17 protein-coding genes are annotated in these 16,820 nt (G+C 53.7%); 4 read left to right on the top strand and 13 right to left on the bottom strand.

Going from position 1 to position 16,820, the window contains the following annotated elements:
• Window positions 1-133: 133 nt before the first annotated feature.
• Window positions 134-1,474, top strand: a complete 1,341-nt coding sequence (xseA, locus tag ACN06F_RS03735) for an exodeoxyribonuclease VII large subunit (protein WP_433924669.1) — start codon at window positions 134-136, stop codon at window positions 1,472-1,474.
• 32 nt (window positions 1,475-1,506) lie between these two features.
• Here the strand turns inward: xseA and ACN06F_RS03730 are convergent, their stop codons facing one another.
• The 9 genes from ACN06F_RS03730 to ACN06F_RS03690 all read right to left on the bottom strand — a co-directional run bounded on the left by ACN06F_RS03730 (window position 1,507) and on the right by ACN06F_RS03690 (window position 9,651).
• On the bottom strand, window positions 1,507-1,665 hold the full coding sequence (locus tag ACN06F_RS03730; protein ID WP_167457092.1) for a hypothetical protein: 159 nt from the start codon (window positions 1,663-1,665) through the stop codon (window positions 1,507-1,509).
• 179 nt (window positions 1,666-1,844) lie between these two features.
• Window positions 1,845-2,798, bottom strand: a complete 954-nt coding sequence (locus ACN06F_RS03725; protein WP_253486880.1) for a MurR/RpiR family transcriptional regulator — start codon at window positions 2,796-2,798, stop codon at window positions 1,845-1,847.
• Window positions 2,770-3,801, bottom strand: coding sequence for a C45 family autoproteolytic acyltransferase/hydolase (locus ACN06F_RS03720; RefSeq protein WP_198348577.1), 1,032 nt, complete (start codon window positions 3,799-3,801; stop codon window positions 2,770-2,772). Before ACN06F_RS03720 ends, ACN06F_RS03725 begins: the two co-directional genes overlap by 29 nt.
• Window positions 3,794-4,522, bottom strand: coding sequence for a glutamine ABC transporter ATP-binding protein GlnQ (gene glnQ, locus ACN06F_RS03715; protein ID WP_038481777.1), 729 nt, complete (start codon window positions 4,520-4,522; stop codon window positions 3,794-3,796). The genes ACN06F_RS03720 and glnQ overlap by 8 nt, the downstream gene beginning before the upstream one ends.
• Entirely contained in the window at window positions 4,519-5,175 is a 657-nt protein-coding gene (glnP, locus tag ACN06F_RS03710) for a glutamine ABC transporter permease GlnP (RefSeq protein ID WP_095602626.1), read from the bottom strand. The genes glnQ and glnP overlap by 4 nt, the downstream gene beginning before the upstream one ends.
• Before the next feature lie 67 nt (window positions 5,176-5,242).
• On the bottom strand, window positions 5,243-5,980 hold the full coding sequence (gene glnH / locus ACN06F_RS03705) for a glutamine ABC transporter substrate-binding protein GlnH (protein WP_038481771.1): 738 nt from the start codon (window positions 5,978-5,980) through the stop codon (window positions 5,243-5,245).
• Window positions 5,981-6,235: 255 nt separating this feature from the next.
• On the bottom strand, window positions 6,236-7,549 hold the full coding sequence (argA, locus tag ACN06F_RS03700; RefSeq protein WP_038481768.1) for an amino-acid N-acetyltransferase: 1,314 nt from the start codon (window positions 7,547-7,549) through the stop codon (window positions 6,236-6,238).
• A gap of 146 nt (window positions 7,550-7,695) precedes the next feature.
• Entirely contained in the window at window positions 7,696-8,961 is a 1,266-nt protein-coding gene (locus ACN06F_RS03695) for an inorganic phosphate transporter (protein WP_038481765.1), read from the bottom strand.
• Between the two features lie 9 nt (window positions 8,962-8,970).
• Entirely contained in the window at window positions 8,971-9,651 is a 681-nt protein-coding gene (locus ACN06F_RS03690) for a TIGR00153 family protein (RefSeq protein WP_038481762.1), read from the bottom strand.
• Window positions 9,652-9,786: 135 nt separating this feature from the next.
• Between ACN06F_RS03690 and ACN06F_RS03685 the strand changes: the two genes are divergently transcribed.
• Window positions 9,787-10,695 carry a CYTH domain-containing protein gene (locus ACN06F_RS03685; protein ID WP_038481760.1) on the top strand — a complete coding sequence of 303 codons (909 nt, stop codon included), beginning with the start codon at window positions 9,787-9,789 and terminating at the stop codon, window positions 10,693-10,695.
• A gap of 29 nt (window positions 10,696-10,724) precedes the next feature.
• Window positions 10,725-11,642 (top strand): ion transporter, encoded by a 918-nt coding sequence (locus ACN06F_RS03680; RefSeq protein ID WP_231657294.1) that lies wholly within the window; start codon window positions 10,725-10,727, stop codon window positions 11,640-11,642.
• 75 nt (window positions 11,643-11,717) lie between these two features.
• On the opposite strand, the gene ACN06F_RS03675 is transcribed toward ACN06F_RS03680, so the two are convergent.
• The 4 genes from ACN06F_RS03675 to ACN06F_RS03660 all read right to left on the bottom strand — a co-directional run bounded on the left by ACN06F_RS03675 (window position 11,718) and on the right by ACN06F_RS03660 (window position 16,187).
• Window positions 11,718-13,142 (bottom strand): esterase-like activity of phytase family protein, encoded by a 1,425-nt coding sequence (locus tag ACN06F_RS03675; RefSeq protein WP_433924668.1) that lies wholly within the window; start codon window positions 13,140-13,142, stop codon window positions 11,718-11,720.
• Window positions 13,143-13,503: 361 nt separating this feature from the next.
• On the bottom strand, window positions 13,504-14,280 hold the full coding sequence (locus ACN06F_RS03670) for a 5'-nucleotidase, lipoprotein e(P4) family (RefSeq protein WP_038481751.1): 777 nt from the start codon (window positions 14,278-14,280) through the stop codon (window positions 13,504-13,506).
• Window positions 14,281-14,552: 272 nt separating this feature from the next.
• Window positions 14,553-15,176 (bottom strand): L-threonylcarbamoyladenylate synthase, encoded by a 624-nt coding sequence (locus ACN06F_RS03665; RefSeq protein ID WP_038481748.1) that lies wholly within the window; start codon window positions 15,174-15,176, stop codon window positions 14,553-14,555.
• Window positions 15,177-15,239: 63 nt separating this feature from the next.
• Window positions 15,240-16,187, bottom strand: coding sequence for a PHP domain-containing protein (locus ACN06F_RS03660; protein ID WP_120385680.1), 948 nt, complete (start codon window positions 16,185-16,187; stop codon window positions 15,240-15,242).
• Between the two features lie 164 nt (window positions 16,188-16,351).
• Between ACN06F_RS03660 and ACN06F_RS03655 the strand changes: the two genes are divergently transcribed.
• Window positions 16,352-16,651 carry a YciI family protein gene (locus ACN06F_RS03655; protein ID WP_038481742.1) on the top strand — a complete coding sequence of 100 codons (300 nt, stop codon included), beginning with the start codon at window positions 16,352-16,354 and terminating at the stop codon, window positions 16,649-16,651.
• Window positions 16,652-16,820 lie beyond the last annotated feature (169 nt).

The following is a 16,820-nucleotide window of genomic DNA, read 5'->3' as shown; positions in this document are numbered from 1 at the left end:
TTAATCCCCTATTATAGCGTTTTGAGGGCCTTTCCAGCAATGTGAAGAAGGTTTTCAATCCAGACCAATGGCTAATAAGCTAGGATTCTTGCGAAAGCTACCCGCTCGCTCACTCTCTTTGTAAGGTTGCTCTATGCCCGATACACCACAAGCGCTTTCTGTTAGTCAGTTGAATCAGCGCGCCAAACAGACCCTTGAGCGCGATGTGGGCGAAGTGTGGGTAGAAGGCGAGCTTTCCAATGTTTCCCGCCCGGCGTCTGGGCATATTTACTTCACCTTGAAGGATGACCGCGCGCAGATTCGCTGTGCGCTGTTTCGCCAGCGGGCGCGTTTTGTGGCGGCACCAATGCGTGATGGCGATCAGGTAAAACTGCGCGGTAGGGTCTCGCTGTTCGAACCGCGCGGCGACTATCAGTTGATTGCCGACGCCGTACAGGCGGCGGGCCTGGGGGAACTGCTGGCAGCGTTTGAGCGCCTAAAAGCGCAGCTGGAAGGAGAAGGCGTGTTTGCCAATACGCGCCCCCTGCCCTTTCCTCCCCGCAAAATTCTGATTTTAAGCTCCGCCAGCGGCGCAGCCATTCGCGATGTGTTGGCGGTACTGGCGGCGCGCTGGCCACTGGCAGATGTCACGCTGATTCCGGTGCCTGTACAAGGCACCGAGGCCGCCCCTGCAATGATTTCGGCGCTGGGGTTACTGAACCGACAGGCGCGCTTAGACCCTGACCAGGATGTGGTGCTGATCACCCGCGGCGGTGGTAGCTTAGAAGACCTGTGGGCGTTTAATAACGAGCATCTGGCACGGGCGATTTTTCACTCCCGCTTGCCAGTGATGTCGGCGGTGGGTCACGAAGTGGATGTCACCCTGGCGGATTTCGCCGCCGATATGCGCGCCCCTACCCCATCAGCAGCGGCCGAGCGTTTAGTGCCTGACCAGCATGCGCTTAAACAGCAATTAACCCAGGCAGAAAACCGTTTACAGCGTGCCATGCAGGCACGCTTAGAGCGGGATAGCCAACGGTTGGATACTTTGCGCGCCCGCCTTCGCCACCCAGGCGAGCAGCTTGAGCATCAACGCCAGCACGTTACCGCCCTTTGCCAACGGCTGCAGCGCGCCATGCAGCAAACCGTTCAGCAGCAGCAAGTGCGGGTCACCCAGTTAAGCAAACGCTTAGCCAGCCAAGACATGGTGCGCCTGCACCGCGTAGAGCAAGAGCGTGTTAGTCAGCTCCAGCGCCGTTTAGCCAGCGCTATGCAGCGGGCGCTGGAAGTGCGTCAGGCACGCTTGAGTAGCGCCGCCCGTGAACTAAATGCCATCAGCCCGCTTGCGGTGTTGGGGCGCGGCTATGCCATTGCCCAGGATGAAAAGGGCCATGTCATTCGCCGGGCAGAGGACACCGCGCCAGGCCAGAAGCTCTCGCTACGGCTGGGTGAAGGCAGGCTAAACGTGGAAGTAAAACGGCGCTACAAACAGTAGCGCCGCAGGAATAATGTATTGTTGAAGGGCGGTTACTCTTTCTTAGAAGGCGAGCTTTTGGAAGACGAGTCGCCGTCGCTATCGGGGTTGACGTGATGCGTGTCGGGCATCGGATTGGCGTCGTCTTGGTCGTCGTCGCGTTGATCTTTCTTCTGCTCTTTCTTTGCGTCGTCTTTATCGGGCTGCTGCATAGTGCCTCCTAATCCTTGGTGGTCGCCGTAGGAATCACGTCAGCTGCTAACGTGAACAGGCCTCACTCACTATAGTCGCTAGCCGATGACTTACCATGGTGTAAAACTGCTAACACCAGCGCTATCTCACCACTTTGATGCAGATAAAAAACAAAACAATCACTTGGAGGCTTTAGCTCTTAACGCATTTCAATATCTAGCTCGGTGATAAAGCGGTCCCGTCGCGAAATTGCCTTGCCTGCTTCATCTCCTGACAGCGTGGCACAGGCATTAATCAGGCACTCCATGGCGGCAAAATAAGCCACCATGCTGTTGGAAATAAAGCTGCTTTCATGGGGCACCAGGATAGATACCTGGGCATACTCGACCAATGCGGAGCTGGCGTAGTCGGTTACGGCCAAGGTTTGAATGCCATGAGCCTGCGCCATCCGGCACACATCCACCACTTGGCGCGTATAGGGCTGGCAACTGGCGGCAATCAGCACGTCACCTTCCGATAACGACGCCAGCCCTTCCGCAACCCCATTGGTGGCGTCGCTAAGCAGCGCTACATCAGGGCGCAGCATGCCTAACCCGTAGGCTGAGAAACTGCATAGCGCATGAAACTGACGTACTCCGTACAACCGAACCCTGGGCGCACTGATCACTGTTTGGGCGAAAGTTTCAATATCATCATGCTTCACCCCTTGCAGAAAGCGGTCGATATTGTGCTTATTTTCAGCGCATAACTGCTCCGCCTGGACATGCAAACTGTGCTTGTCTGCTGCCAACGCGCTGGCAGCATGGTCGCGGTAAAAAGAGGCAGAAGAGGTAAAGTTCGCGCTCAACAGAACTCTTTGTAGATCGCTGAAACGGGCATAACCGAGAGAGCGTGCCAAACGAGAAATACTCGATGGGTTGACCTCTAGCCGACGAGCTGCCGAAGAAATAGACAGCAGCACCTGATCCCCCTGAAGGTCGATCAGGCGTGCCAGCACTTCCCGCGACTTGGGGCCAAGACGTAGCTCGCTCTCGCCCCGGGCAATGCTAAGCGCCAGTTCACGTAGGCCATCAACGGTTTCCGGGGGCTGGCACTCAGCTATCGAGTGTTTAGAGGGCGAAGAGTCAACTTGCGAAGAAGAGTTTTCCGTCATAAGCCGGTGGCGCTCCAGGGCGATCATAAAGTTGCCATGCTACACCATCCACTTCAAGACGCATGACCGCCGTGACCAGAGTATTCTCGTGATCAGGGTCGTCAGCGCTCAGTCGCAGAATGGGCAGACCGCTGGCTTGTTGATCATGCAAGATGGCCAACGGCGCAGTCTCTCCTTCCGCTAGCAGCTGATCTCCACGCTGCTGTCGGTCTCGTGAGGAGTCAGTAATCCATTGAGATGCCAGACCACTGGGGTGATACAGCGCATGATTAGCATGCACGCTGGGGGCATTGAGTACTAGCTGGGCAGCTTCCCCACCACCAAACTCAATACTCATCACCTCTCGCTGCCCGCATTCGGCCAGCGAAAAATGAAAGCCGCCGCACTCATTGTAACGCTGCAACAGTGCCACGACGCCGGCCACATTGGGTTGGCTTAATGCCGCCCGTCCTAACACCATTCTTGGCACCCTGGGCGTAACATTAAGCAAACGCAAATTATTGACCGCCTGCACCCAGCCCTGGCGGGTAAACGCCAGCGTGTGGCCCGGTATCGAGCCGGGGTAGCAGAAAGCGGTAAACCCCTCTCCCATTGCTGATGTCACTTCAGCCATAAAACAGTGGCCACGGAAGAATGGCAGGCCATCCTCATTATGCGCCACCAGCGGTGTTTCTCCGGGGAGAACCAAGGTCGTGCAGCCGTCCGGTGCATGGGCCAACAGGTCACCCCGGCAGTTCCAGGCAAATACCGCTTCAATGGGCAGGTTAAGTCCTTCCGCAAGTCCCTCTAGCTCTTCCCACACTTGAGGGAAATCACGCTGCGTATTGGCGGCCATGGTAGCAACAGCGTTCTGGTGAATTGGGTCGTTAATTTCAGCCCAGATAGCGCTTGGCAGCAAAAAGCGATGCACCGCATCGCGGCCTGCGCGCCCAAGGGCAACGCCGATGTCGCGTGGCTGCCCATTGATAATCTGCCAGCCAATAGAGCTCGTTTGTTTAGACATGGCGCAGAAAATCCTTCATCCGGTCATTAGGCGGGTTATCAATGACATCAACAGGGTTGGCATCAACCGCAATTTTGCCGTGCTCCATAAAAATCAAGCGCGTGCCAACCTGCTTGGCGAAGGACATCTCATGGGTCACCACCACCATGGTCATCTGCTCTTCTGCCAGTTTCTGCATAACATTCAGTACTTCCTGCTTGAGTTCAGGATCAAGCGCTGAGGTAGGCTCATCAAACAGCATTACTTTGGGTTTGATCGCCAACGCCCGAGCAATAGCGACCCGCTGCTGCTGCCCACCAGAAAGCTCATGAGGATAGTGTTTCGATTTATCCCCCAGGCCGACTTTTTCCAATAGTTCCTGGGCACTATTATCAGCCGCCTTACGTCCCATTTTGCGCACATGGCGTTGGCCAAAGGCCACATTTTCCAGCGCTGTCATTTGTGGAAATAGGTTGAACTGCTGGAAGACCATGCCCGCTTCCTGGCGAATTTCGCGTAGCGTTTTGTTGCCACCCTTAACGCTCATGCCGTCAACGAGAAGGTCACCCGAAGTGATCATTTCCAGCCCGTTAATACAGCGCAGCAAGGTGGATTTTCCAGAACCGGACGGTCCTATTAGCACGACCACTTCGCCACGATTGATATCCAGGTCAACCTTATCAAGTACCTTAAGCTGGCCAAAGTGCTTGGACACATTCTTGAACTCTATGATGGCGCTCATAAGATCCTCATCCGCTTCTCAATGATACGCAGCAGCAGCGACAACGTGCCGGTCATAATCAGGTAGAACACGGCAACTGCCGTCCATATTTCGACCGCGCGGAAGTTAGCCGCCATGATTTCCTGGCCGGTGCGCGTCAGTTCGCCAACACCGATCACAATAAACAAGGAGGTATCTTTCAGGCTGACAATGCACTGGTTACCCAGCGGCGGAATTAAGCGGCGAAAGGCGAGTGGACCAACGATATAGACCACCACTTTCCAGCGTGGCAAACCAATGGCGCGTCCTGCCTCGGTTAATCCTTTTGAAATTGATAGCACTGCGCCACGTACAATCTCAGCAACGTACGCCCCAGCATTAATGACAATCGCAAGGATTGCTGTCGTCATCGGGTCAATGCGGATATCCACCAGCACCGGCAAGGCGAAGTACAGAAACATCACCTGTACAACAATCGGCGTGCCTCGAATGATTTCGACGTAGATAAACGCCAGTGTATTGAGAATATATCCACCGTAGGCGCGCATCAGGCCAATAACAGCCCCCAGTGCAATACCACCGATCAACCCCGTTACGGTGATATACAGCGTGATTTTTGCGCCATTGAGTAACGCGGGCAAAAATCCTATAACAATCGACCAATCGATATTCATCTAGACTCTCCTGACAATGCAACGTCAGCGGAGGAAGCCCTCCGCTAGTAAATAAAATTTCAGGAGATTATTCGCTGGGCGCTTCGCCGAACCACTTCGCGTAAATTTCGTCGTAGCGGCCATCTTCCCGCATAGCAGCCAATGCCTGGTTAACTGGCTCGACTAGCTCGCTCCCCTTGGGAAACGCAATGCCATACTCGTGCGCCATCATCTGTTCACCCACGGCTTTTACCTGGCCGTCACCAGCGGTGGCAATGTAGTAGAGAACATTGGGCGTATCATGCATCGCGGCATCAACGCGGCCGGTGCGTAACTCCAGGTAGGCATTGTCGATATTGGGGAACTGGCGTAGCTCGGTGTCGGTGAAGTTTTCCCGTGCATAGTCAGCAGCAGAGGTGCCGGTGCGAACGGCCAGCATTTTACCTGCTAAGTCTTCTGCACTTTCGATATCACTATCAATTGGCACCATGATGCGGAAGCCGCTTTCGTAGTAGCCATCCGAAAAATCAATCACCTCAGCACGGTCTTCACGGATAGTAATCCCCGCCAGGGCAACATCTAACTGGCCAGTCTGCAGGCCGGGAATAATGCCATTGAAATCCATTGGCCTTAGTTCGAAATCCAGCTCAAGCTCTTCGGCAATCATTGTCCACATATCGATATCAAAACCGACATATTCACCGTCTTGAGCAAACTCAAAGGGCACAAAGGCAGTATCAGTGGCAACCACTAGCTTGTCTGCGGCGGCAGTCGCTGCAGTGAGAGAAAATGCAGTAGCAGCCATTAACGTGGTTAGTGTTTTCATGGAGAAATCCTCGTGACGTCGATGTTATTGGTTATGTGTGAGTGACGTAGCGTGTAGATAACGGTGTTGTTATTGGTTTGGTTTAGATGGGCTTGGATTGGCTTTGCCGAGTTTATCTACAAGCGCATCTGCAAATATAATTGCACAAATTAATAAAATGACCAAATATTTGCATTTATTTTTTTACACGCATGCGAAACCGGGTGTCGCAAAGACACCCGGCTCATCTAGATATTTCTCTTTAAGTAAGCGTTTTTAGGCTAGATTTTTCACCAACACCTTGGATTTTCGGGCGTGGTTGTAGGCTTCGCGTTTTAACGGCGGCAGGTCATCTAGGCTAGCGGGACGGAAGCCGTGTTCGACAAACCAATGGGCCGTGTGGGTAGTTAACACAAACATTTCGGAAAGCCCACGCTGCCGGGCGCGGCGTTCTAATGCTTCCACTAAGCGCTCGCCGCGCTCACCGCCGCGATAGTTACCGTGCACCGCGACACAGGCCATTTCCCCCACCGTGGTGTCTGGAAAAACATGCAATGCTGCACAGCCAATCACCATGCCGTCACGTTCGATGACCATGTAGTCGTCGATTTCGTGCTCTAGTCGTTCCCGCGAACGAGCTACCAACATGCCACGTCGCTCAAGCGGTTCCAGCAGCTCTAACAGGCCAGCAACGTCGTTCAACGTGGCTGGGCGCAGTTGCTCGTAGCGGTGTTGGGTGATCATCGTGCCAACGCCGTCACGGGTGAATAACTCCCCTAGTAACGCATCGTGGTTACGCCAGGAAAGCAGGTGGGTGCGCGCCACCCCTTCCCTGGCGGCGGTGCAGGCGGCGTTCAAGTGGCGTGCCAACTCACTGCCCGGTAACGCCTGTTGCAGGCGCGGCTCGGCCTCTGCCGGGGAAAGCTGGCGCAATAGCGCGCCCTGCTCGTCTTCAAGCCCTTCCGATTCGCCTAATAGAATCAGCTTATCCGCTTTCAGCGCGACGGCAGCATGTTGTGCGACTTCCGAGGCATCTAAATCAAACACTTCACCTGTGCTGGAGAAACCCAGCGGCGGCAGCAGCACTAGCGAGCCTTTTTCCAACAGCCCTTCAATGGCGCTCGAGCGCACTCGGCGTACTTCACCACTGTGATCAAAATCGACGCCTTCGCGCACTCCTAATGGCTTAGCGGTCACCAAGTTGCCGGAAATCACGCTAAGCTCTACACCGTGTAGTGGCGTGCTAGGCAGCCCCAAGGAAAGACGAGCTTCTAGCCATAAGCGCTGGTGCGCGGCCACCTGTTCCACGTGGGTCATCACCGCTCGGTCAGCTACCCAACGGCCATCCACCCGTGTTGGCTCGACACCGGCAGCCGTCAATGCGTCATGCACTTGTGGGCGAATACCAAACACCACAACTAGCCGCACCCCCAGAGTGTGTAGCAGCGCTAAATCTTGAATCAGCTGCTCTCCTCGGCCAGACGCCATGGCTTCGCCCTCAATTAAGATGACAAAGGTTCGTCCCCGGTGCGCGTTAATGTAAGGGGAAGCATTACGAAACCAATCAACAAAAGGGAAGCGTGTGTCCAAGGGCCGCTCTCCGGCAGCAGGTGAATGAAAGTATCAGCGTTTACTTTAACAGAGCATAAAAAACAGCGGCACCTTCTTGTGAAAAAGAAGATGCCGCTGTGCGTTTGGCCAATCAGTAACGTATTGGGCGGGGTTACCCCTTGCTGTTAACCAAACATGCCTTTGAACATAAAGAAGAACAGAATAGCCAAACCAGCCCCGGCAGGTAGCGTAATCAGCCATGACATGGCGATGGTGCCAATGACACGCAGGTTAAGTGCCGCCATACCCCGAGCAAGCCCTACACCTAATACCGCCCCTACCAGTGTATGGGTGGTTGAAATCGGCAGACCCGTACCGGAAGCTAATACCACCGTGGTCGCTGCTGCCAGCGTGGCGGCAAAACCACGACTGGGAGTGAGTTCAGTAATACCGGTTCCCACAGTGGCAATGACTTTGTGGCCGTAAGTTACTAAGCCCACCACGATGCCACCACCGCCCAGCACCAATACCCACCAGGGCACTAGCGCAGAGCCTTCAATTTGGCCGCCAGTTTGTACCACGCTAATGACCGCCGCAAGCGGACCAACCGCGTTCGCAACGTCGTTAGAGCCGTGAGCAAACGCCATGGCACATGCAGTAAAGATCATTAATACGCCGAAGACGCGCTCAACGTTGGCGTATCCAAAGTGGTCGTTGGCATTTTTCTCGAACTTGATACGACGCTGCATCAACAGGCCAATACCCATGATCACAAGCCCTAACAAAATCGATAGCAGCAGGCTTTGACTAAAGGTCAGGTCCAGCCCAACGTGAGATAGGCCTTTGGTTAGCGTGACCATCGCCACAATAAAACCAACCAAAAATACGTAGCCCGGTACATAGCGTTTGGCAGCAGCAAATGGATTATCATTTTCAAAAATCAGGTGATGCACTGATTTAAACAGCACAAAACCGATAGTACCTGCCAACAGAGGAGAAACGACCCAGCTTGCCGCAATGGTGCCAACAGCGCCCCAATCCACCGTAGAAGCACCCAATCCCGCTACGGCAAAGCCCACAATGGCACCTACAATGGAATGCGTCGTGGAAACCGGCCAACCTTTCATCGATGCTGCCAGTAGCCAAGTACCCGCTGCCAGCAACGCTGCCAGCATACCGTACACCAGTAACTGCGGGTCTTCCTGGAGCAACTCTGGGTCGATAATGCCTTTACGAATGGTGTTGGTCACTTCACCACCCGCCAGCCAAGCACCTAAAAACTCAAAGACAACCGCAATTATAATGGCTTGTTTGATGGTGATCGCTTTTGACCCCACCGAGGTTCCCATCGCATTGGCAACATCATTCGCACCAACGCCCCAAGCCATAAAAAAGCCAAACAAACAGGCCAGAATGATAAAAATTTCACCGTGCTGGGCAATAATCTGCATAGGTATCCCTTAGCGTGCGGTCAAAATCTGTAGGCGGCTGCCCACGCGTTCAGCGCGATCAGAAACTTCACCGACCCACTCAATGATTTTGTAAAGGAAAATCACATCAACAGGAGGAAGTTGGCTTTCAAGCTCAAACAGCTGGCGACGTATCGCGATCTGCTGGCTGTCAGCTTGGTGCTCAAGTGTGTGCAGCTCACGGATCATATTCTGCATAACATCGGAAACATTGCGTCCAAAACCGGACTCAAGCAGCTCTTTCAGCTCTTCAAGCGCTTGGCGAGCCTGGGCCACACACGCCACGCTGGTACGCATATAATCGCGCATGGGATCGGCCAGCTCATCGGGTACACGCATTTTACGCCCCAGCATAATGCCGGTAATGTCGCGCACCTTGTTGGCGATCTTATCCTGCACGCTGATAAGGTCGAGCAAGTCGGACCGCGAGACGGGAAGAAACATCGTATTGGGCAGGTTAAGCCGAAGCTCTGTTTTCAACGTGTCGGCGTCATGCTCTAAGCGGGTAACGTTTTCACGCAGTACAGCTGCGGTATCCCAATCACCGGCAAGCGATGCCTCGAAGAACGGCAACAGTTGGTCGGCACATTCATTGGCCTTGACGATGTGGGCCAGCAGCGGCTGGAATGGCGAGCGGCCAAACATCGCGGAAAAAGGGTTGGAGGTAACCATATAGCCTTTAGCCTGTTTTCGGGGAGCCTGGAAATGGCGGCGCCAGTATAAAGAGTGCGCTCGCCGCCGTCATGAAAAGTTCACAATGTCATGTAAAATTAATTGAAATGTCACAATACAAAGGTGGCTAATGTCATGAAAAATTCAACATCTACTGCTGATTCTGTTTCAGCGCCTACCGAAATAGAGCTTAAACTCGCCCTTGCGCCAGCTCAACTAAACACGCTGCTGTGCCACGCGGCACTAGCCGAAACACCCCAACGGCAACATTTGTCGAACAACTATTTCGATACCCCTGCGGGCGATATGGCGAATGCACGGATTGCCGTGCGCTTACGCCAAGTTGATGATCGCGTGCTACAAACGGTGAAAACTGCCGGTCATGGTGGTGGCGGCCTCTCTACCCGACAAGAGTGGGAGTGGCAAGTTCCTAGCCCACAGCTTGACCAGCATGGCTTAGCTACCCTACCGCCATTCAAAGGTTCACTAGGCACCGTCATTTCCGCGCTACGCCCTGCGCTGCGCACCGACTTTACCCGGCGCAGCTGGCAAATCAACTGGCAGGGAAGCCGTATAGAGCTAGTGTTGGACGAAGGAGAGATTGTCAGCGGTGGTGCTCAAGCGGCAATTTGCGAGGTCGAGCTGGAACTCAAAGCGGGTGAACCAGAGGCGCTTTGGGCGCTAGCATTAACGCTCGCGGAAAGCGTACCGCTGCGCCCTTCTGATACCAGCAAAGCCGCTCGCGGCAATGCATTAGGCGTGCAGCAGTGGGCACTACCTGAAGCTGACGCACCGGCTGAGTGGCTACACAGAGCCACAGTGGCGCTGGACGCCTACCACGATAGTGGTCTTGCGGAACACTTAACTATCGCACAGCAAGCGTTAGCCACACTGGCGACCCATCCCCAGTTAGATGAAAGCTCCCGCCGCGATGCTCAAACACTGACCACAGCACTGAATAAAAATGGCCATCCAACGTCCGCTTATGGCGCTGCTGCGTTAACCCTGGCGCATCGCTTCGCCTATCAAACCACGCTACGCTAGAAACATTCAGCCCACTTCAGGATGTCGCGATGAGTTTTCAATTAACTCCCGGTGCGGAAGGACTGCGCACACGGCTTTTCCATATTATCTTCGAGTCTGATACGCCGGGAGCCAAAGGGTTTGATATTGCGCTGATTATCGCCATTCTAATCAGCGTGGCGGTCATTTTGCTGGACAGCGTAGATAGTTATTCCGAACGCTACGGGCACATTTTCTACTATGCAGAATGGCTATTTACGCTACTTTTCAGCATTGAACTGGCGGTGCGGATTTACTGTTTAGAGCGCCCAACGATTTACCTCAAAAGCTTCTACGGCATTGTCGATGTGATCGCGATTATCCCAGCTTGGTTAGTACTGTTGATGCCTGGTGCGCACGGACTCGTCATCGTAAGGATACTGCGAGTGCTACGCATCTTCCGGATTCTGAGGTTGATGGAGTTTATCGGCGAGGGGCGTTTACTGCTCGATGCGCTTAAACGCAGCCTTCGTCAAATCCTGCTGTTTTTTAGCAGCATCATGATGGTCGTCATACTGTTTGCTGCGCTGATGTACACCATCGAGTCGCCAGAAGCCGGCTTTACCAGTATTCCTATGTCGATGTATTGGGCGATCGTCAGTATGACCACGGTGGGCTACGGCGATATTGTCCCAGCCACGTCGTTAGGCAAAGCGATCACGATGATCCTGATGCTGTTGGGGTATTCGATTATCGCTGTGCCTACCGGGGTATTTTCCGCCCAGGTTATCCGCTCTATTCGTGAAGACCGTTATTCAGAAGAAGCCTGCCCCGGCTGTGGCCATGACCGCCACGAAAAGCGCGCTCGTTACTGCCTGCGCTGTGGCACCTGGCTGGATGAAGACAGCGAAGACCCACGTAAGAAAGAAGCAAACAAAAAAGATAGTCACGAGGGAGACGAAGACACAAACACGCCCCAGGACAGCTAAACAAAATAGCCAAACCTAGGGCGCGCAGCGTTCATTTAGAAGGGAGTTGCGTGGTTAGCTAGGCCGCTACGTTGATCAATCGGTGCTCAGGTCGGCCTCGATAATAAACAGGCGGCCGCCATCCACAGTGTTGGCGTCCAGCATTTTCTGCTCGAGTTGACCCTCAGTGGACCAGGTGGCGAAGTCATCGTCGTTCAGCACCCCCAAGCGTTGGTCATCAATCACCCATAGACCTTCCATTTTATCATGGGGATAGTTGACTTCCGCCACCATATCCACCACCAGAGACTTGCTCACTGGCTCAATTCCAGCGCTGGCCAGAGCACCCCATCCCTGCTCTAGAACCACTTCTTCCAAGGTTTTGCCTGCCAAAGTTAGACCCAGTTCGGCATCCTGTTTCAGGTCACCGTTGGTTGAGACCGTTTCAAGATTGGTGCCCGAGGTAAGGTCAATGCGATAAACCTGCTTCTGAGCATCGGGTGTCGCTGCCTCAGTGCCATCAGGACCACCGTTCATAAAACGGCCATCTCGTTCAAGCACCAAAAACTCAGTGGCGCTCAGGGCAACAAGCTCTGAGTTGGAATTCTGGTTTTGCTCTTGGCGGTAGAGATACTGTCCAGTCTCGCCCGAGTCCAGGTCCACTGTGACGATGCGGGTGATATCCAGGTCTTTCACCGTGCTGCCCGGGTTGTACAGAGTGGACTGCATAATACCTACCAGCGTTTCCTCATCCGGCGTGATAGCCAGCCCTTCCATACCTCGGTTGGCACGCCGGTTGGCAAACTCTGCCGGCAGGTTCATCTCGACCCGGTCGTCGTCGGCAAAGGGGTTGATACGGCCGATTTCACGACCTTCAGCATCGAAGTGGACCATGTGCGGGCCATACTCATCGCTAACCCAGAAGGTGCCGTCCGAGAGTGCCACTAGCCCCTCGCCATCCAGACCATAATCATCCAAGCGGATCGGATTAGTAACTTCATTATAGGGCTGGCTATCGTCCACCAAGATCGGTTGACCATTGGCATGGTAAGGAGTTTCACCCGTTCCGCCGAGTGCCAAACTGTTAGGCAGGCCACTGATCTCGGTTCCATCGGGGCGCTTGAGCAGAATGGTAGTAACCTGTTCGATCACACCGTTCGCTTGAAGCTCAAACAAGCCGATACGGGGCGTATAGTCCGGTGTCGGAAATACTTTCCCCTTGCCATAGTCACCAACAAAATTGGCATTGGGGCCGCGGTCAGTCAATGCATAGAAGCGCGTTGAATCCGTGGGATGAGCCGTCATTGCCGACCCAAAGCCGCCATTACGGATCTCAAAAGCCTGCTGAGATTTGCCATCTAGTAGATCATCCCGTAATACGCTGTGGGGAAGAAACACACCAGCGGCGGGGAAGCTGTCGAACACGGAGGCATTGGTATCATCAGCGTTAGCGTTATCACCGCAGCCCACCAGCAGAGAGGACGTCAGTAAGGATGCCATAAAAAGCTTATGACGGTTCATTGGTTGATTTCCTTATTGAATACAGGTTGACGCCCGCTGGCGTCTCAGCCGCCTCAATAGGCACAATTTCCACCGTGACCCAGGGCAAGTTAAGAAAAGTCTAGTGGCAGGAATATCCAATGGGGGTGGAGCCGTCACGGTTGTCTTAATGAAACGCGCTCACACCGACAAGGTTCGATTTGTTATGGCATATCGCTATGTTCACGGCCACCAAGATAATTTAGTGACAACCAATGACAGGTGAATGACATGTTAGTGACTAGCGGCACGGGGACAACTTGCGGGGCTAATAAGGAAAACGCCCTGGCTATTAACCAGGGCGTCTCCTTTATAGTAACGGCACGATGGAAGTGGTTACATTTTATTCGCTTTCAAACGGAGCTTCCCACGCGTTAAGCTCCGCGTCGCTCCAGCTTCCGTAACTGGCATTGGGGAAAACAATCCAGTCTTGACCAAAACGCTCAGCGTGGTCGTTAACCAAGTCGCGCTGCTCTTCAAGGCTTGCGCCGACAAAATCACCCGAGAAGTCATGCAGCGTATCGCCCAACTGCATCACTAACGTATGATTGTCTTCGACGATAGCACGACGCTCGGTCTTGGGTGGGCCAAGTAGCATGACGCGTTCGTCAGATACCTGGGGAAGCTCTAATGCTTCCATAGTGGCCAGCGTGTCCGCTTTATTTTCTTGGTAGCGATCCGACACATAGTAGATCGACACACCTTGCTCATCGGCAAATTCGAGAAAGTCTTTCGCCCCTGGGATCAAACGTGGCTCGCCTTCGCGTTCCCAATGCAACCAAGTATCCCAAGTAGTGAAGTCGTGGCAGGCCTGCATATCGCGCACTAGCAAAGCGCTGTTATCGATGAGCGTCTCATCCACATCGGTAATGATGGCCAAATCGGCACCCTCACCATGCGCCTCAATCTGTTTTTCCAAGCGATAGGTCGCCAGTTCAAAGCCTTGGCGCTGTAAAGCAGTTATTTCTGCGGATTGCTGTTGGTAACGAAGCCCCATGGCGTACTCAACTTGATCACAAGCGCTAGCGTCGTCGGCTACTGCGTTCCCTGATAAAGGAAGTAGCGCCAAGCTTGCAAATGCGGTTGCAGTAGCAGCGTTGCGGTATCGAGATATCATCATTAAGCAATCTCCTGTCAGTGATGGTTATTAGGTTAAGAGGGGAATCCCACACCATCCATCATTATTAATTATCAATAGTAAGCATAATCATCATAATTTATTTTTATTGATCATTCAAATAAGAAAGATAGCGCGCTAAATGAATAAGTTGATACGCATATCATGTTTAATGATTTTTGTGGATTTTGGGTGATGGAGAGACAGGCGGGACGACAGCAACCCCCTCGAGACTTTTCACCAAGGGGGTTACCAATACCAACTAGAGAATGGTGTTAACTCGTAAACGGCGTAATATCGCCGCGGCCTTCCCGCACAATTTTGGGCGGCAGCTCGCGTAGGTCAATCACACTCGTGGGGTCAAGATGGCAGGCACCGCCGTCGATAATGGCATCAAGGTGTGCCCCGAAGCGGTCGCGAATCTCCTCAGGATCGCTCATTGGCAGGGTCTCTCCTACCGGAATTAACGTGACGCTCATCAACGGCTCACCTAACGCATCAAGCAGCGCGTGGGTAATGTGGTGATCAGGCACACGCACGCCAATGGAGCGGCGCTTCGGATGCAGCAACAGGCGCGGCACCTCTGTGGTAGCATCCAAAATAAAGGTGTATGGGCCAGGGGTATGAGCCTTCAGCAGCCGAAACACTGCGTTATCCACTTTCGCGTAAGTGCCAATCTCGGAAAGATCCGAACACATCAGCGTGAAATTGTGTTTATCGTCTAACGAGCGCAGCCATTTGATCTTCTCAATGGCTTTCTTTTCACCTAAGTGACAACCCAGTGCATAGCCCGAGTCCGTCGGATACGCGACCACACCACCTTTGCGGATAATATCTATCGCTTGATCAATCAAGCGTTTCTGCGGGTTTTCGGGGTGAATCTGAAAATATTGACTCATCGCTTGCTCCTGCCCTTGGGCATATCGTTGTCCATTTAGTTTCTAGGTTAGCCGATATGCGGTTTAAGACCCAGGACCTAACATACCACTGGGCGCATCGCGCAAATGAACTAAGCGCGGATGCTGCCAAATCGGCGGCGCAGCAGTGCGCGGTATTAAGCTCATACTGCCGGGGGCGGCGTGGCTGCCAGGAAAATGAAAATCGCTGCCCATGGAGGCGTATAAGTCACGCTCCACTAATTGCCGAGCGAGATCGCGAGTGCTGTCTGGATTCTGCTGACCACTCACCAGCTCAACGCTCTGCCCACCGGCGGCTTGAAAGGTATCCATCAGCAAACCTCGCTTGCGCCGGGTAAGCCCATAGCGCAGCGGGTGCGCCAGCACTGCCACACCGCCTGAGGCTACTACCCAGGCCACTGCATCACTGATTTCCGGCCAATGAGCTTTTACATCGCCTTTTTTACCACTGCCTAAATAGCGCTTAAACGCGCCTGCCCAGTCATCAACTACTCCTTCAGCGACCAGCGCGCGGGCAAAGTCAGGCCTGCCTAAGGGGCGGTCGCTGCCTGCCTGGGCGCGTGCCTTTTCGAGCGCGTCAGGTAAGCCCATTTTTTCCAACCGCTCGGCGATCACTTCAGCGCGCTTGATCCGTGCTTCACGCTGCAGTGCAAGCCCTTCTACCAGAGGCCCTTGCAAACCGCCGGGCATAAGCGCCACTACGTGAATATTGATTCCTTGCCAGCGCGTGGATAACTCACAGCCAGGCACCAGGCAAAGCCCAGCTTGCTGAGCCGCGATGCCCGCTTCTTCAATACCTTCCATGGTGTCGTGGTCTGTCAGCGACATGTGGGTAAGACCACGTGCAGCGCACAGTTTTACCAACTCGGTAGGGGTCAGCGCGCCATCTGACGCGGTAGAGTGCATGTGTAAATCCACCGTATAACGCTGGTCGGCATCAAACACGCTGGGCAGATGATTTGCAGGAAGATAGTTCGCAGGAAGTAGGGGCATAAGCATGACGCCGTGTGGCGAGTTTGTCAGAATAGGGTGGTGTGAATAAAACAGGCACCCTGTTTTCCCTTAACGGTATACAGGCGCTCACCATGGTGCGCGCTTACAGGGGCGCGGTCAATTCAGTACGGAACAACCGCCCTAGCATTCAAGGAGTTATCCCCATGCTTTACGCTATTATCAGTGAAGATGTATCCAACAGCTTGGAGCGCCGTCTAGCGGCACGCCCGGATCACCTTGGTCGCCTGGAAAAGCTGCGTGATGAAGGCCGTTTGGTTCTGGCTGGCCCCCACCCCGCTATTGATACCGATAACCCAGGCGATGCAGGCTTTAGCGGCAGCTTAGTCGTTGCCGAATTTGACAGCCTTGAGGACGCGCAAGCCTGGGCTGACGCCGACCCATACATCATTGCTGGGGTCTATGCCAAGGTAATTGTTAAGCCATTTAAAAAAGTAATGCCTTGACCGATAGAGGCGAGTGTGAAGAGTCCGCCTTCTTTTTCACAGAGCCTGTGGAAAACTCTGTGAAAACTCGGCGGACGCTTTCCCCAAAGCTAGAGCTGATGCCCTTATCAACAAGTTGATCAATTTTTAACCTATCTTTAACACAAACTTCATCAGTACGGGGATACCC

The organism is Vreelandella sp. 21 (assembly GCF_050995515.1).
Lineage (GTDB): Bacteria > Pseudomonadota > Gammaproteobacteria > Pseudomonadales > Halomonadaceae > Vreelandella > Vreelandella alkaliphila.
This window is presented reverse-complemented; position numbering and strand designations above follow the sequence as displayed.